This is a genomic window from Streptomyces sp. NPDC047974 (genome assembly GCF_040653375.1).
Lineage (GTDB): Bacteria > Actinomycetota > Actinomycetes > Streptomycetales > Streptomycetaceae > Streptomyces.
Map to the genome: position 1 here is coordinate 102,785 of NZ_JBEZNU010000020.1, position 14,363 is coordinate 117,147.

11 protein-coding genes are annotated in these 14,363 nt (G+C 72.9%); 3 read left to right on the top strand and 8 right to left on the bottom strand.

All coding sequences use genetic code 11. The features are described 5' to 3' along the window. Positions 1-52 precede the first annotated feature (52 nt). The 3 genes from AB0E19_RS26245 to AB0E19_RS26255 are packed head-to-tail and all read right to left on the bottom strand — an operon-like array spanning position 53 to position 3,620. The gene (locus AB0E19_RS26245; RefSeq protein WP_362184641.1) at positions 53-2,428 is read right to left on the bottom strand and encodes an FtsX-like permease family protein; all 2,376 of its coding nucleotides are present in this window, start codon (positions 2,426-2,428) and stop codon (positions 53-55) included. After that, entirely contained in the window at positions 2,425-3,099 is a 675-nt protein-coding gene (locus AB0E19_RS26250) for an ABC transporter ATP-binding protein (RefSeq protein ID WP_362184642.1), read from the bottom strand. The genes AB0E19_RS26245 and AB0E19_RS26250 overlap by 4 nt, the downstream gene beginning before the upstream one ends. Further along, entirely contained in the window at positions 3,096-3,620 is a 525-nt protein-coding gene (locus tag AB0E19_RS26255; RefSeq protein ID WP_362184643.1) for a PadR family transcriptional regulator, read from the bottom strand. The genes AB0E19_RS26250 and AB0E19_RS26255 overlap by 4 nt, the downstream gene beginning before the upstream one ends. A 273-nt stretch (positions 3,621-3,893) precedes the next feature. On the opposite strand from AB0E19_RS26255, the gene AB0E19_RS26260 reads away from it, so the two are divergent. Beyond that, the gene (locus AB0E19_RS26260) at positions 3,894-6,152 is read left to right on the top strand and encodes a transglycosylase domain-containing protein (protein ID WP_362184644.1); all 2,259 of its coding nucleotides are present in this window, start codon (positions 3,894-3,896) and stop codon (positions 6,150-6,152) included. Positions 6,153-6,219: 67 nt separating this feature from the next. Here AB0E19_RS26260 and AB0E19_RS26265 read toward each other — a convergent pair whose 3' ends face one another. From AB0E19_RS26265 to AB0E19_RS26275, 3 genes are all read right to left on the bottom strand, one after another. Further along, positions 6,220-8,124 carry an ATP-binding SpoIIE family protein phosphatase gene (locus tag AB0E19_RS26265; RefSeq protein WP_362184645.1) on the bottom strand — a complete coding sequence of 635 codons (1,905 nt, stop codon included), beginning with the start codon at positions 8,122-8,124 and terminating at the stop codon, positions 6,220-6,222. A 309-nt stretch (positions 8,125-8,433) separates the two neighbouring features. Beyond that, entirely contained in the window at positions 8,434-9,108 is a 675-nt protein-coding gene (locus AB0E19_RS26270) for a DUF402 domain-containing protein (RefSeq protein WP_362184646.1), read from the bottom strand. A gap of 110 nt (positions 9,109-9,218) precedes the next feature. Continuing rightward, positions 9,219-10,640, bottom strand: a complete 1,422-nt coding sequence (locus tag AB0E19_RS26275; RefSeq protein WP_362184647.1) for a class II fumarate hydratase — start codon at positions 10,638-10,640, stop codon at positions 9,219-9,221. 104 nt (positions 10,641-10,744) lie between these two features. On the opposite strand from AB0E19_RS26275, the gene AB0E19_RS26280 reads away from it, so the two are divergent. Continuing rightward, positions 10,745-12,271: a ricin-type beta-trefoil lectin domain protein gene (locus AB0E19_RS26280; RefSeq protein ID WP_362184648.1), complete on the top strand. Its 1,527-nt coding sequence runs from the start codon at positions 10,745-10,747 to the stop codon at positions 12,269-12,271. Between the two features lie 73 nt (positions 12,272-12,344). Here AB0E19_RS26280 and AB0E19_RS26285 read toward each other — a convergent pair whose 3' ends face one another. Beyond that, positions 12,345-12,971 carry a lipoprotein gene (locus tag AB0E19_RS26285; RefSeq protein ID WP_362184649.1) on the bottom strand — a complete coding sequence of 209 codons (627 nt, stop codon included), beginning with the start codon at positions 12,969-12,971 and terminating at the stop codon, positions 12,345-12,347. A gap of 102 nt (positions 12,972-13,073) precedes the next feature. On the opposite strand from AB0E19_RS26285, the gene AB0E19_RS26290 reads away from it, so the two are divergent. After that, on the top strand, positions 13,074-13,577 hold the full coding sequence (locus AB0E19_RS26290; protein ID WP_362184650.1) for a hypothetical protein: 504 nt from the start codon (positions 13,074-13,076) through the stop codon (positions 13,575-13,577). A gap of 15 nt (positions 13,578-13,592) precedes the next feature. On the opposite strand, the gene AB0E19_RS26295 is transcribed toward AB0E19_RS26290, so the two are convergent. Continuing rightward, positions 13,593-14,228, bottom strand: a complete 636-nt coding sequence (locus AB0E19_RS26295) for an HAD family acid phosphatase (protein ID WP_362184651.1) — start codon at positions 14,226-14,228, stop codon at positions 13,593-13,595. Positions 14,229-14,363 lie beyond the last annotated feature (135 nt).

A 14,363-nucleotide genomic window follows, 5' to 3' on the forward strand; every position in this document is an offset into this window, starting at 1 on the left:
CCCCCCGGTATCGGGAACCCGCGCCCTCTCCCCCGTACATCCGCCCGACGGATCACTCCGTGCGCAGGCCGTCCGCGCGCATCAGCCGCCACAGCGGCGGCAGGCTCAGCAGCGTCACGGTCGCGATCAGCCCGAGGCCGATCCCGACGACGGGCAGGAACGCCCACCAGTCCCGCACCTGCTGGCCGCCGAGGCGCAGCAGCACGATCCCGAGGGCGAGGCCGCCCGCCACGGCGAGGGCGAGCCCGAGGAGGATCGGCACCGCCGTCTGCCACAGCACCGACCAGCTCAGGGTCGAGCGGCGGGTGCCGAAGGCGACGAGCGAGGACAGCAGCCGCTTGCGGTCGCGCAGCTGCTCCAGGGTCGAGACCAGGAGCGAGGCCGCCACCAGGAGCATCGTCAGGGTGGAGCCGACGAGGATGCCCGTGCGGACGCTGGAGAAGGCCGCGTCGCGCTCGGTGTCCTTCAGGTCGCGGACGTAGGACGCCGGGTCGATGGCCGAGGCCGTGTTCCGCACGGACTCGGCGGCGTCGGGCACGGACGGGTCGAGCCGGACCATGACCTGCGCCTCGGGGGTGTCGAGGACGGCGGTGCCGATCGCCGAGGGGGTGGCGAGCACGCCGTACTCGTACATGCCCGTCGGGGACGGGCGGGAGTCGACGACCCGGGCGTCGGCGGGGATCCGCCACAGCGGGTCCGGGGTGCCGGCGGGGCGCTTCGGCAGCTCGTCCGGGTGGGGGTGCGGGTCGCGCAGGGCGACCGTGGCACCGGGCCGGGCGGTCCGGGTGACGTGGGAGTCGTCCGGGTTGCCCTGCGCGCCGTGCGCGAGGAAGACGAAGACGTCGCCGTCCGCGCAGGACGGCAGGGTGGCGAACTCGCGGAGGGAGGCGCAGTCGCCGACCCGGAGCGAGGTCATCGGGGCGAACTCCTCGCCCTCGCCGAGCGGTCCCGGCCGCCAGACGTTCGACTCGACCGTGCCGATCACGCCGGTGACGCCCTCGGTCCGCGCGACGCGGTCGATCACCCCGCGGGCCTCGGCGGCGGTCTCCGCGTCGGTGCCGAAGACGATCTGGGCGCGGGACGTGTCCTCGCCGGTGAGCTGGGTGAAGTCGCTCTCCATCGCCTGGAAGAGCATCTGGAGCGCGATCGCCCCGGTGGCCGCGACGACGATGCCGCTGACCGCGCGGGCCGCCGTGCCGGAGCTCAGCTGGAGCCTGCGGACCGCGAGCTGCCAGGCCACCGGGCCGGTGCCCAGCCGTTTGACGCCCGCCTCGACGAGCCACGGCAGGAGCGTGGTGAGGCCGATCAGGGCCAGCGTGGTGCCGGTGACGACGCCCACGGTGTCGAGGTCGGTCCGGGTCGCCTGGACGTCGCCCATGAGCGGGACGAGGAAGGCCGCGCCGGCCGCGAGGAGCAGCAGCCGCCACCACAGCCGGCGGCGGCGCGGGGTGGAGACGCGGACGACGCCGAGCGGTTCGACCACCACGCCGCGCATGGCGGCGAGGGTGACCACGACCGAGGCGACCGGGACGACGGCGAGGACGAGCGCGGCGACCGCGGGCATCGGCACGACGTCGGCCGGGTAGGCGTTGACGTCCCAGATGGTGAAGGTGCCCGCGAACTGCCGTCCCACGGCGAAGAGTCCGAGGCCCGCGAGCAGGCCGAGCAGCGCGCCCGCGAGGGACTCGCCGGCCGCGATCCGCCGGGTCGTGGCGGTGTCGGCGCCGATCAGCCGGAGCGCCGCGAGCCGCCGGTCCCGCTGCTCGCCGCCGAAGCGGACGGCGGTCGCGACGAAGACGAGCACCGGGAGGAGCAGGACGACGCAGGCGACGACGACGAGGAGGATGAGGAACGCGTTCATCGGTTCCTCGGGCACCGACCAGCCGAAGCGGGTGCCGCGCCCGTCGAGGTTCTCCTGGTCCAGGAAGGCGGCGTGGGCGACGTACCGCAGTTCGGCCGGGCCGATGAGGCCGGCCTCGCCGATCGTCCCGGCGACCCGGTAGGGCAGCCGCTCCCTGAGGAGGGCGCCGTCGGGGGAGTCGAGCAGTTCGCCGAGCGCGGGGGAGACCAGCATCTCCCCGGCCTTCGGGAACGCTTCGGCGCCCGGCGGGACCGGAGGCGCGTCGCCCTCGGGGCGCAGCAGCAGTCCGCTGATGACGTCGTCGCGGTAGACGGTGTTCCGCGAGAGGTGGAGGAAGGAGTCGGGCCGGGGCGCGGTGACCTGTTCGCTGCCGTCGACGGCGCGGACCGACTCCCGGACCTCCCGCTGGAAGAGCATGTTCGGGAAGGAGGCGGCGAGCAGCAGCAGCGCCACGCCGAAGCCGACGCCGGCCGCGGTGAGCAGCGTACGGAGGACTCCCGGGCGGCCGCCGGTGGCGGCGAAGCGGGCGCCGAGGGCGAGGTCGCGGGCCCAGAGCCGGGGGCTCACGCGGCCCACTCCGCGGACCGGACCGCGCCGTCGCGGACGACGACCTCGCGGTCGGACCAGGCGGCGACGCGGGCCTCGTGGGTGACGAGGACGACGGCGGCGCCGGTGTCCCGGGAGGCGTCGGTGAGCAGCCGCATCACCCGCTCGCCGTTGAGGGAGTCGAGGGCGCCGGTCGGCTCGTCGGCGAAGATCACGCGCGGGGCGGTGACGAGGGCGCGGGCGACGGCGACCCGCTGGCCCTGGCCGCCGGATATCTCGCCGGGGCGCTTGGCCGCGGTGTCGTCGACCTCCAGGCGGGCGAGCCATTCGACGGCGCGGGCCTCGGCGGCCCTGCGCTTCTCGCCGTTCAGCCGGAGCGGCAGGGCGACGTTCTCCACGCAGCTGAGCTCGGGGACGAGCTGGCCGAACTGGAAGACGAAGCCGAAGTCGGTGCGGCGCAGGGCGCTGCGGGCGCCGTCGGAGAGGGCGGTGAGGTCGCGCCCGTCGTAGGTGAGGGTGCCCGCGTCGGGGCGGACGATGCCCGCGAGGCAGTGCAGGAGGGTGGACTTGCCGGAGCCGGAGGGGCCCATGACGGCGACGACCTCGCCGGCGCGCAGGGCGAAGTCCGCCCCGGAGAGCGCGGCGGTGGGGCCGTACGCCTTGGTCAGGCCCTCGGCGCGGAGGAGGGTCATCGGCGGACCTCCTCGGCGAGCCGGTCGAGGCGGGCCGCGGTGAGTTCGAGCCAGCGCAGGTCGGCCTCCAGGTGGAAGAGGGCGTGGTCGCAGATGAGCTGGTCGGCGAGGTCGCCGTCCCTCTTGCGGCGGGTGAGCTCGCGCATCAGGCGCAGGTGCTCGGCGCGCTGGGTGTCGAGCAGTTCGGCGGCCCCGCGGCCGGTCATCAGGGCGAGGACGACCTTGGTGTAGAGCGTGGACTGGAGGTACGGCTCCGGCTTCTCGGGGGTCGCGAGCCAGGTGGCGACGTCGGTGATGCCGGCGTCGGTGATCGCGTACCGCTTGCGCTCGGGGCCGCCGCCGGCCTCGACGCCGTCGACGACGACGAGGCCGTTCTTCAGGAGGCGGGACATCGTCGAGTAGACCTGGCCGTAGTGGAGCGGCCGGTCGTGGCCGAATCGCTCGTCGAAGGCGCGCTTGAGGTCGTAGCCGTGGCGCGGACCCGATTCGAGGAGCCCGAGGAGGGTGTGACCGATGGACATGGCGTCACTGTACACCGGGTGTATACGCACGATGTATAGCCGCATGCGGCCGACTCCGCGGCGGATGCGCGATAAAGCGGAACCAATCCTTCACGCAACCATCACCTCCGCTCGGACGTCGGTTCCCCTGGAGGTGGGTGCTGATTCTCACGTCCTGAAAAGGCGTGATCGGTTGCCCTATGTCCGCAGTGTCGGTGTTAGCTTGCTGAGCTGATCCGGCGCGTCGGACGACCGAGGGCGACGGGACACACGACGAGCGGAGCGACACACGACATGGGCCGACCGGACGCGAAGGCGAAGAAACGGGGCATACGCCGCCTCTTCACCTGGAAGAAGCTGCTGGGCACCTTCCTCCTGCTCTGCCTGATCGGTATCGGCGGCCTCTACACCGTCTACCTGCTGGTCCCCGTGCCCACGGCCAACGCCGAGGCGACCATGCAGAGCAACATCTACACGTACTCCAACGGCAAGATCCTCGCCCGCACCGGCGAGATCAACCGCGAGATCGTGGGCCTGGAGAAGATCCCGCTCCCCGTCCAGCGGGCCTTCGTCGCCGCCGAGAACAAGACCTTCTACAAGGACAACGGCGTCGACATCAAGGGCACCACCCGCGCCGCCTGGAACACCCTCACCGGCAAGGGCAAGCAGGGCGGCTCCACGATCACCCAGCAGTACGTCAAGAACTTCTACCTGAGCCAGGACCAGACGGCGACCCGCAAGCTCAAGGAAATGGTCATCGCCATCAAGGTCGACGAGGAGATGTCCAAGCCCGACATCCTCGCCGGGTACATGAACACCAGCTACTACGGCCGCTCCTCCTACGGCATCCAGGCCGCCGCCCGCTCGTACTACGGCACCGACGCCTCCCGGCTCACCACCGCCCAGGGCGCCTACCTCGCCTCGCTGCTCCAGGCCCCCAACCAGTACGACTGGACCTCCGCCAACGCCACCGGCCGCAAGCTCGTCGAGGAGCGCTGGAACTACGTCCTCGACAACATGGTCGAGATGGGCTGGCTCCCCGCCGCCGAGCGCGCCGGCCTGAAGTTCCCCGTCCCGCAGGCGCCCAAGCCGCTCCCCGGCATGGAGGGCCAGACCGGCTACATCGTCGAGGCCGCCAACCAGGAGCTGATGCGCCAGGGCGTCAGCGAGGAGGACATCAAGGCCGGCGGCTGGACCATCACCCTCAACATCGACGAGGGCAGGCAGAAGGACCTCGTCGCCGCGGTCGACAAGGAGCTGGAGGCCAAGCTCGACCGCAAGGGCGACAAGAAGGCCGCCACCGTCCAGGCCGGCGCCACCTCCGTCGACCCGAAGACCGGCGCGGTCGTCGCGATGTACGGCGGCGTCGGCGCCACCGAGCACTGGATGTCCAACGCCACCCGGCGCGACTTCCAGCCCGCCTCCACCTTCAAGCCGATCGTCCTCGCCTCCGCCCTCGACAACGAGGCGACCACCCAGGACGGCCGCGAGATCGGCCTCGGCACCGTCTACGACGGCGACAGCAAGCGCCCCGTCGTCGGCAGCGAGATCCCCTACGCGCCCGAGAACGAGGACGACCGCTCGTACGGCCCCGTCTCCGTCCAGCGGGCCACCGACAAGTCCATCAACTCGGTCTACGCCCAGATGATCGTCGACGTCGGCGCCGAGAAGGCCAAGAAGACCGCCCTCGACCTCGGTCTGAAGGACGGCCAGGACTTCGACCCCACCCCCGCCATGGCGCTCGGCACCATGGGCGCCTCCACCCTCGACATGGCCGGCGCCTACGCCACCCTCGACAACCACGGAGCGAAGGTCACCCCGACCCTCGTCAAGGCCGCCCAGCACCGCGACCGCCAGGTCGAGACCGTGAAGCAGACCGGCGAGCAGGTCATCAGCCGCCGGGCCGCCGACACCGTCACCCAGGCCATGCACAGCGTCGTCGAGAACGGCTCCGGCTACCGCGCCGCCGGCGACTACGAGGCCGCCGGCAAGACCGGCACCTCCGAGAACAACCGCTCCGCCTGGTTCGTCGGCTACACCCCCGAACTGGTCACCGCCGTCGCCCTCTTCGGCGAGAACACCTCCGGCAAGATCGCCGAACAGGTCACCCTCACCGACACCGTCGACCCCGGCCGCCGGGCCAACGGCGGCGGCGTCCCGGCCAAGATCTGGGGCGCGTACACCGAGCGCGCCCTGAACGGCGGCTCCGACACCGAGTTCGACCTGGAGACCGACGGCGGCTGGGACGGCGGCGGCCGGCTGCCCACCGGGACGGGCTCGCCCACCCCGACCGAGGAGCCCACCGAGGAGCCGACGGAGACCGCCACCACCCCGCCGGCCCGCACCCCCACCGCGCCGACCACGCCGCCCACCACGCCGCCGACGACCCGGCCGACGCCCACCCGGGACGCCACCACCACCCCGCCGGTCCCGACCGGCGAACCCACCGGGGAACCGACCACCACCGCGACGGTCCAGCCCCCCGACCCCGACCTCCCGGGCGATGACGAGGGCGCCGTCCTGCCCGAACGCACCACCCAGCAGCCCCGCTGACACCCGCCGTACGCGACGAAGGCCGGCCCCCGCCCGGGGACCGGCCTTCGTCGCGTACTCCCGCGGATCAGACGCGCGTCGACAGCTCGAACCAGACGACCTTGCCGCCCGACAGGCGGGTCGCCCCCCACCGCCGCGCCAGCCGGTTCACCAGGAACAGGCCGCGCCCGCCCTCGTCCGTCTCGCGGGCGCGCCGCTGCCGGGGCAGCTGCGGGGAGTCGTCGCCGACCTCGCAGCGCAGCACGTCCGTCCGCAGCAGCCGCAGGGTCACCGGCCGCTCCGCGTACCGCACCGCGTTCGTCACCACCTCGCTGATCAGCAGCTCCACCGAGTCCGTGAGCTCCTCCAGGTCCCAGCGGGCGAGCGCCCGGCGGGCCAGCCGGCGGGCCCGGCCCGGGGCCGCGTCCTCCGGATCCAGGAACCAGTACGCCACGTCGCTCGGCGCGATCCCGTCGAAGCGGGCCGCGAGCAGCGCGATGTCGTCGTCCCGGTCGCCCGGACCCAGCATGTCGAGCACGTCGTCGCAGAGCGCCTCCAGGGGCGGCGCGTGGTCCGGCCCGGTCAGCTGGGCCGCCGCCGCGAGCCGCTCCCGCAGCTGCTCGATCCCGGTCCACACGTCCCGCAGCCGGGACTCCACCAGACCGTCCGTGTACAGCAGCAGCGTCGCACCGGCCGGGGCGTCCAGCTCGACCGCCTCGAAGTCCACGCCGCCCACGCCGATCGGGGCGCCCGCGGGCACCCGCAGCACCTCCGCGCGCCCGTCCAGGTGGAGCAGTATCGGCGGCGGATGGCCGGCGTTGGCGACCGTGATCCGGTGCGAGACCGGGTCGTAGACCGCGTACATGCAGGTCGCCATCCGGTTCTCGCCGAGCCGCTGGGCCTGCTCGTCGAGGTGGTGAAGGACCTCCTGCGGCGGCAGGTCGAGCCCGGCCAGGGTCTGCGCGGTGGTGCGCAGCTGGCCCATGATCGCGGCCGAGGTCATGGAGTGGCCCATGACGTCGCCGACGACCAGGGCGACCCGGCTGCCGGGCAGCGGGATCGCGTCGTACCAGTCGCCGCCCACCCGGGCCGTCTCGGCCGCCGGCAGGTAGCGGGAGGCGAGCTTGACGCCGGTCGGCTGCGGCAGCGAGTCCGGCAGCATGGTCCGCTGCAGCTCGTCCGCGATGTACGCCTCCCGGCCGTACAGCACCGCCTTGTCGATGCCGAGCGCGGTGTGGGTGGCCAGCTGGGCGCCGACGAGCAGGTCGTCCGGGTCGAAGGCGGGCTGCTCGGCGCGGCGCAGGAAGACGGCCGCGCCGATCACCCGGCGGCGGCCGCGCAGCGGCGCCAGTATCGCCCGCAGCCCGCGGGGCAGCGGATGCTCCGGGCCGAGGAGCTCGCCGAGCGCGGTCCGGGCGGCCGCGGAGTCGCCGAAGACCGGCCGGACCCCGCGGAGCACCTCGGCCAGGGAACTGCCGGAGCGCACCTCGCACAGTTCGGCCGCGGGCGTCGGGTCGGGATCGGGTACGAGGACGAGCTCGTCGCCCTCCAGGTCCGTTAACCGCAGCCGGTCGGTGCGGCGCAGCCGCAGCACGAAGGGCGCCACGGGGCGCTCGTCGCCGACCGGCAGCGGGTCGCGGAGGTAGACGAGGATCTCGTCGGAGAAGGCCGGCACGGTGGCGCGGCACAGGCCGAGGACGATCTCGTCGAGGTCGAGGCCGCGGGCGATCCGCCGGGTCGCGGCGCCGACGAAGCGCAGCCGGTCGCCCTCGCGCCGCCCGGCCGGCTCCGCCCCCTTGGGGGAGACGGCGACGGCGACCGCGGGAGCCGAGGGCGCCGGCGCCGGAGCGGGCTCCGGGAGCTGCGGCGCGGGCTGCGCGGGGATGTCGGAGGGCAGGCCGGCGGGCGCGGCCTCCTGGCGAGGCCGTGTCTGTTCCTGGGGCCGGTCGGCCAGCGGCTGCCGGCCTTCGTGGGAGGTGGGATGCTCCGTCACGCGTGGGATTCCGTCCGTCCGGGCCGGTGGTGCGATGCACTCGCTCTTCTCGCCGATGCCGCGCCTCCGGCGGGGATAAACCCTCCGGCGGCGGTGTTCGCGGTGGATACGGACGATCCGCGGACCGCGGCAGGGGCGGGGGGAGTGCGACCCGGGCACAGCTCCGGCACTGCTCTCCCCCTCATCGATGACGTGCGGTGACGTGTGGTCAGTTGCTGCGCTGCGTTCGGTCGGTGACGTGGTGTCCGCCCGTTGCCGGGCGCCCGGAGGACGATCCTACGTTTCGACCCGGGGGGCGCGGCAAGGGTCTCACGGAGCGGTGTGCGCCGGGGTGCGATCCCAGTCGGCGGGCAGCACGGGGACGGTCCAGGAGGGATCGGGCCGCCACTCCTCCCAGCCGTCCCGGAAGGGTGTTCCCCAGCTTTCGACCAGCCGTACGGCCGCCGCGCCGGCCTCCCGCACCCGGGCGGCCCCGGCCGGGTCCACGAGCCCGGCGCGCTGCGCCTCCTCGAACTCGTCCTCGTCCCGCCAGAGCCAGCTGTGGTCGGGGTAGACGGAGATGTCGAGGAAGTGGTCCTCGGAGTCGACGCCGCCGGCCCAGCGGCGGCGCGGCTCCTCCAGGTTCACGTACCAGCTGCGGAAGCGCCAGCCGCGCTCCCAGAAGAGCCAGACCGACCACGGGTCGCCGGGTCTCGCCAGCTTGAGGACCCCGCTGCCGGCCCAGCGGGCGCGCTCGGTGGTGCGGGGCGCGGTGTAGCGGGTGGCGAGCGGCTCGTCGTGGACGGAGGTGCCGTCGGCGAGCACCGGGCGGACGCACTCGGTGCCGGGCGCCATCCACACGGCGAGCAGTTCCGGGGTGTCCCGGACGACGGTCACCGGCCGGCAGATGTGCACCTCGTCGGTGCCCACGCCGCGGTAGCGCCAGAGGATGTGCTCCCCGGGCGCCCAGCGCTGGATGTCGTCCGAACCGTCCGCTCCTGTCATGCGCAGATCTTAGGGGCGCGCTCCCACCGGCGCTGCGGTACAGGTCACGGTTGAGTCATCCGGGAGCGGCCCCGGGTTCGCGCCGGGGACACCCCGGGGTCATGTCGGGGTCACGGCCGGGTCATGCGCAGGACGTCGAGGGCCTCGTCGAGCTGTTCGAGGGTGAGGTCGCCGCGGTCCACGTAGCCGGACTCCAGGACGACCTCGCGGATGGTCTTGCGCTCGGCCAGGGACCGCTTGGCGACCTTCGCGGCCTCCTCGTAGCCGATGTACTTGTTGAGCGGGGTGACGACGGAGGGGGAGGACTCGGCGTACTCGCGGGCGCGCTCGACGTTGGCGGTGATGCCGTCGACGGTGCGGTCGGCGAGCAGCCGGGAGGCGTTGGCCAGGAGTCGTACGGACTCCAGCAGGTTCCTGGCCATCACCGGGAGCATCACGTTGAGCTCGAAGTTCCCGGCCGCGCCGGCCACGGCGACGGTGGTGTCGTTGCCGGTGACCTGGGCGGCGACCATGAGGACGGCCTCGGGGATCACGGGGTTGACCTTGCCGGGCATGATCGAGGAGCCGGGCTGGAGGTCGGGCAGTTCGATCTCGGCCAGGCCGGTGCGGGGGCCGCTGGCCATCCAGCGCAGATCGTTGGCGATCTTGGTGAGGGAGACGGCGATGGTCCTGAGCTGGCCGGAGGTCTCCACCAGGCCGTCCCGGGCGCCCTGGGCCTCGAAGTGGTCGCGGGCCTCGGTGAAGGGCAGGCCGGTGGCGCGGGCGAGCTCGGCGATGACGGCGGCCGAGAAGCCGGGCGGGGTGTTGATGCCGGTGCCCACGGCGGTGCCGCCGAGGGGGAGTTCGGCGAGCCGGGGGAGGGTGGAGCGCAGCCGTTCGATCCCGTACCGGATCTGGGCCGCGTAGCCGCCGAACTCCTGGCCCAGGGTGACCGGGGTGGCGTCCATCAGATGCGTACGACCCGACTTCACGACCGTCGCGAATTCGGCCGATTTTCGCTCCAGTGCGGCGGCCAGGTGGTCGAGCGCCGGGATGAGGTCGCGGGTGACGGCGGCGGTGGCGGCGATGTGGATGGAGGAGGGGAAGACGTCGTTGGACGACTGCGAGGCGTTGACGTGGTCGTTGGGGTGGACGGCCCGGTCGGCCGGCAGCCGCTCCCCGGCGAGGGTGGCGAGGACCTCGTTGGTGTTCATGTTGGAGGAGGTGCCGGAGCCCGTCTGGAAGACGTCCACCGGGAAGTGGTCGTCCCAGCGGCCCTCCGCGACCTCCGCGGCGGCGGCCGCGATGGCCTCCGCGCGGTCCCGGTCGACCACCCCGAGCTCGGCGTTGACGGTGGCGGCGGCGGCCTTGATCCGGGCCAGCGCCTCGATGTGGGCGCGCTCCAGGCGCTGTCCGGAGACCGGGAAGTTCTCCACCGCCCGCTGGGTCTGGGCCCGCCACTTGGCGTGCGCGGGGACCCGCACCTCGCCCATGGAGTCGTGCTCGATCCGGTATCCGCCGTCGTTCCTCATGTCCTGCGTCCCCTCGGTCATCACTCAACCTCCATAAAAAGATGAGCACTTGTCTTGTTCGATGTATTCCCAAGGCGTGTACCGGCCAGTAAAAACCGTGGGTAACCCCACTTCCAGGAGGCGCAGTGACGCGCACCAGGTACAGACTCCGGTGGCCCATCGCCGCCGTCGCCGCGGCGGCCGCCGCCCTCGGCTCCCTGACCGCCGCCCCCGCCGGAGCGGTCGACACCGGTACGAGGGCCGCCGTCGCCTCCGTACCCCTCCCGCCCGAGCTGGAGGCGATCCGGGCCGCCGAGGCCACGAAGATCTACGGCAGCCCCGAGGAGCGCCCGCTCGACCAGCGCAGGACGGGCCTGATCTCGCTCGGCGACAGCGAGATCTCCGGCGAGGGCGTCGGGAACTACGAGTCGCCCACCAACGGGCCCACCAACTGGTGCCACCGCTCGCCCGACGCGGCCATCCACCGCACCGGCATCGCCGCCGACCTCACCTTCAACGTCTCCTGCTCCGGCGCCTACACCGGCAACATCCGGATCGGCGGGAGCAAGCAGTACGCGGACGAGCTGGTCCAGAGCGACAACCTCGCCGTCAAGGCCCGCAACACCCGCATCAAGATGGTCCTCCTGGTCGCCGGCGCCAACGACGACCTCCAGTTCGGCCCCGTCATGACCGACTGCGTCACCCGGTACGTGCTCAGCCAGGGCACCTGCGAGCCCACGTACGCCCCCGGCTGGCAGGCCCGCGTCGACGCCCTGGTCCCCAAGGTCGAGCAGACCGTCCGCGACCTGAAGACCGTCATGCGGGACGCCGGATACGCCGACGGCGACTACCGGCTCGTCGTGATGGGCTACCCCAGCCCCATCGGCCCGGACTTCCGCGACAACCCGAACTTCCCCGGCAAGCTGGCCTGCGGCGGCATGGGCTACGACTCCGACACCAAGTGGGGCCGCAACACCGCCGTCCCCGCCTTCGAGCGCGGCATGCGCAAGGTGGCCGCCTCCACCGGCGCCGTCTACCTCGACAACTCGCGGCTCTTCCACGGCCACGAGGTCTGCATGGAGGACACCTGGGCCCGGGGCCTGTACATCGACCTCTCCAAGCCCGGCGGGATCGACGAGAACTCCACCCGCCAGTCCTTCCACCCCAACAAGAGCGGCCACGCCGCCTTCGCCTCCTGCCTGACCCAGCTCTACGGCTCCGGCCTGCGCGAGGCGAGCTGCGCCGACGTGAACTCCTCCGGCACCCCGACGCTCTTCCCGCTCGCCTGGGACGACGTCTACAAGCCGCTGCGGAACGCCGCGACCGGCAACTGCCTCGACGTGAACGCCTCCGAGTCCGCCAACGGCACCGCCGTCCTCGGCTGGGACTGCCACGGCGGCCGCAACCAGGGCTGGTGGTACGACTCCGCCCGCCGGACCCTCCACACCGAACTCACCCAGGACCGCTGCCTGGACGTGCCGGGCGCGGCCTACCAGGCCGGCAAGGCGCTCATCGTCTGGAACTGCTCCGGCGCCGCCAACCAGAAGTTCGTCCGCGACGGCGCCACGATCCGGCCCGCCGCCGCGACCGGCCTCTGCCTCGCGCAGGGCGCCGCGAAGGAGCCGGTGCGGCTCCAGACCTGCGACGGCTCGGCGAACCAGCGGTTCGCGTAGCCCGCGGGCCCGAGAACGCCGTGGCCCTCCGTCCGGTGCGGGACGGAGGGCCACGGCCTTTCCCCGCCTGCCGTCAGCTCAGCTCGAACGTCGACTTCGCCAGCTCGTACGCGGCGACCACCGCGTCCTCCTCGGCGTCGAGACCGCCGAGCTCCATGATGACGACCGCGCCCTTCGGGGTCGTCACCGCGAAGGAACGCCCGTCCCGCCAGTCCTCTTCGAGCTCGCTGTACACGGAGTAGCGGGCCTCCACGGCGGCCACCGCGCCCGCCTTCACGTCGGTGAGGACGAGCTCCTTGCTCTTGTCGTCCTCGACGAAGGCCTTCAGGGTGGTGCGGACCGGGCCCTTCGGGGCGGTCCACACCCGCAGGAAGCCGATGTCCGAGGTCCCCTCCGACTTCGCCTCGCAGACGATCGTGGCCGGGCCCTGCTCCACGAGCGCGGCGAAGTCGGGGTCCTCGGGCTTCTCGACCGTCTCCGGCTCCCAGCCCTCCATGAGGGAGAAGGAGACGGGGAGCGCGCAGGCGGTGCCGGGACCGCCGACGGACACCACCGCCTCCGGGGAGGGCGCCGCCGTCGGCGACTTCGCCGCGGTCGGCGGGGCGGCGGCCGGCGCGACCGGCTCCGGGGTCGTACCGCAGGCGGTCAGCAGGGCCGCCGCGAGCAGGGCGGTACGGAGAAGAGGGGCTCTACCTGGCATGACCCCATCATCCCCGACGGGGTGCGTCACCCGGACGGCGGCAGCACAATGTGAGGACGGCCCGAAGGGGGGAGGATCCACACCCCGCCAGGGAGGCAGTCCATGATCCGGAGCTTCAGGAGGATCGGCGCCCTCGGCGCCGCGACGGTCGCGGCCGTCACCTTCGCGGCCGCCGCACCGGTCGCCGCCGCACCCGCCGTGCCCGCGGACGGGTTCGAGTTCACCCTGTACGCCAAGGAGGTCCCCGCCGACGAGGACGAGGTCCCCGACCTCTCACCGGACGTCGGCGACTCCCTCGCCTTCGCCGACGACCTCTCCAGCACCAAGGGCGGCAAGACCATCGGCCGGGACGGCGTCAGCTGCACCGTGGTGCGCGGCGGGGAGCAGGCGGACCTGCTGTGCGTCGGCACCTTCGTCCTGAACGGCGGTCCCGGCGGCCAGCTCACCGGGCAGACGCTGCTCTCCGTCGACACCTCGGACGAGGCACCGGCCGCGTTCGACATCGCGGTCACCGGCGGCACCGGCGACTTCAAGGACGCCCGCGGCTGGATCCGCTCGACCCCGGACGGGGACTACTCACGGCTGGAGTTCCACATCACCCGCTGACGGACGGGGTCGGGGTCAGGACAGCTTGCCGTAGTCCGGCAGCTTGAAGGCGCGCTCGGCGTGGCCGCCGACGATGTCGGTCGTGTTGTTCCCGATGTTCGCGATGATCGTGTAGCCCTTGGCCTCGATCTCGGCGCGCTTCTCCGTCTTGTACGCGCTCACCTCGGCGAAGAGGTCGGGCAGCGAGCGCACGTACAGCCCGTCGACCGGGTAGCCGACCTGCTTGAGGTTCCACTCGGTGAGGGAGTGGATGATCCCCGGGCGCGCGGTCACGAAGAAGACCTTCACCCCGCGCGCGTGCGCGTCCCGGACCAGGGAGTGGATCTCGGGGATGGCCGGGGTCGGCAGCTCCCAGAACGGGTGGAAGTCCGTCTCCAGGGAGCTGTTGTCGATGTCGAGGACGATCGCCTGCTTCTCGGTGCCGGCGTCCTCGGCGCGCTCCTCGATGTACGGGCGGGCCTCGGCGACCACGGCGGCCACGTCCCGGCGCCAGGTCGTGTAGTCCACGCCCTCGATCGCGGCGGCGGAGGTCAGGTGGGTGTCGGGGTCGGCGGCGGAGGCGGCGGGCGCGGGCCCGACGACGAGGAGGGCCGTGAGGCCGAGGAGGCCGGTGGCGGTGGCCGCGGACCGGGCGGAGGGCTTGGTGGGCATGGGGGGCTCCCGAGTGGTCGACCGTCTCAGTGGTTGACATGCTCGCGACCCATACTGACCAGTAAGTGTCCAGCTGGCTACCGGTCGGTAGCGACTTTCCGTGCGGGACGTGACGGCGCCCCCGGTCCGTCCGCG

Excerpts from the sequence above, each read along its gene's own strand:
- AB0E19_RS26275 (WP_362184647.1), bottom strand. The coding sequence starts at position 10,640 with ATGACCGAGGGGACGCAGGACATGAGGAACGACGGCGGATACCGGATC.
- AB0E19_RS26285 (WP_362184649.1), bottom strand. The coding sequence starts at position 12,971 with ATGCCAGGTAGAGCCCCTCTTCTCCGTACCGCCCTGCTCGCGGCGGCC.
- AB0E19_RS26255 (WP_362184643.1), bottom strand. The coding sequence starts at position 3,620 with ATGTCCATCGGTCACACCCTCCTCGGGCTCCTCGAATCGGGTCCGCGC.
- AB0E19_RS26290 (WP_362184650.1), top strand. The coding sequence starts at position 13,074 with ATGATCCGGAGCTTCAGGAGGATCGGCGCCCTCGGCGCCGCGACGGTC.
- AB0E19_RS26250 (WP_362184642.1), bottom strand. The coding sequence starts at position 3,099 with ATGACCCTCCTCCGCGCCGAGGGCCTGACCAAGGCGTACGGCCCCACC.
- AB0E19_RS26260 (WP_362184644.1), top strand. The coding sequence starts at position 3,894 with ATGGGCCGACCGGACGCGAAGGCGAAGAAACGGGGCATACGCCGCCTC.
- AB0E19_RS26295 (WP_362184651.1), bottom strand. The coding sequence starts at position 14,228 with ATGCCCACCAAGCCCTCCGCCCGGTCCGCGGCCACCGCCACCGGCCTC.
- AB0E19_RS26270 (WP_362184646.1), bottom strand. The coding sequence starts at position 9,108 with ATGACAGGAGCGGACGGTTCGGACGACATCCAGCGCTGGGCGCCCGGG.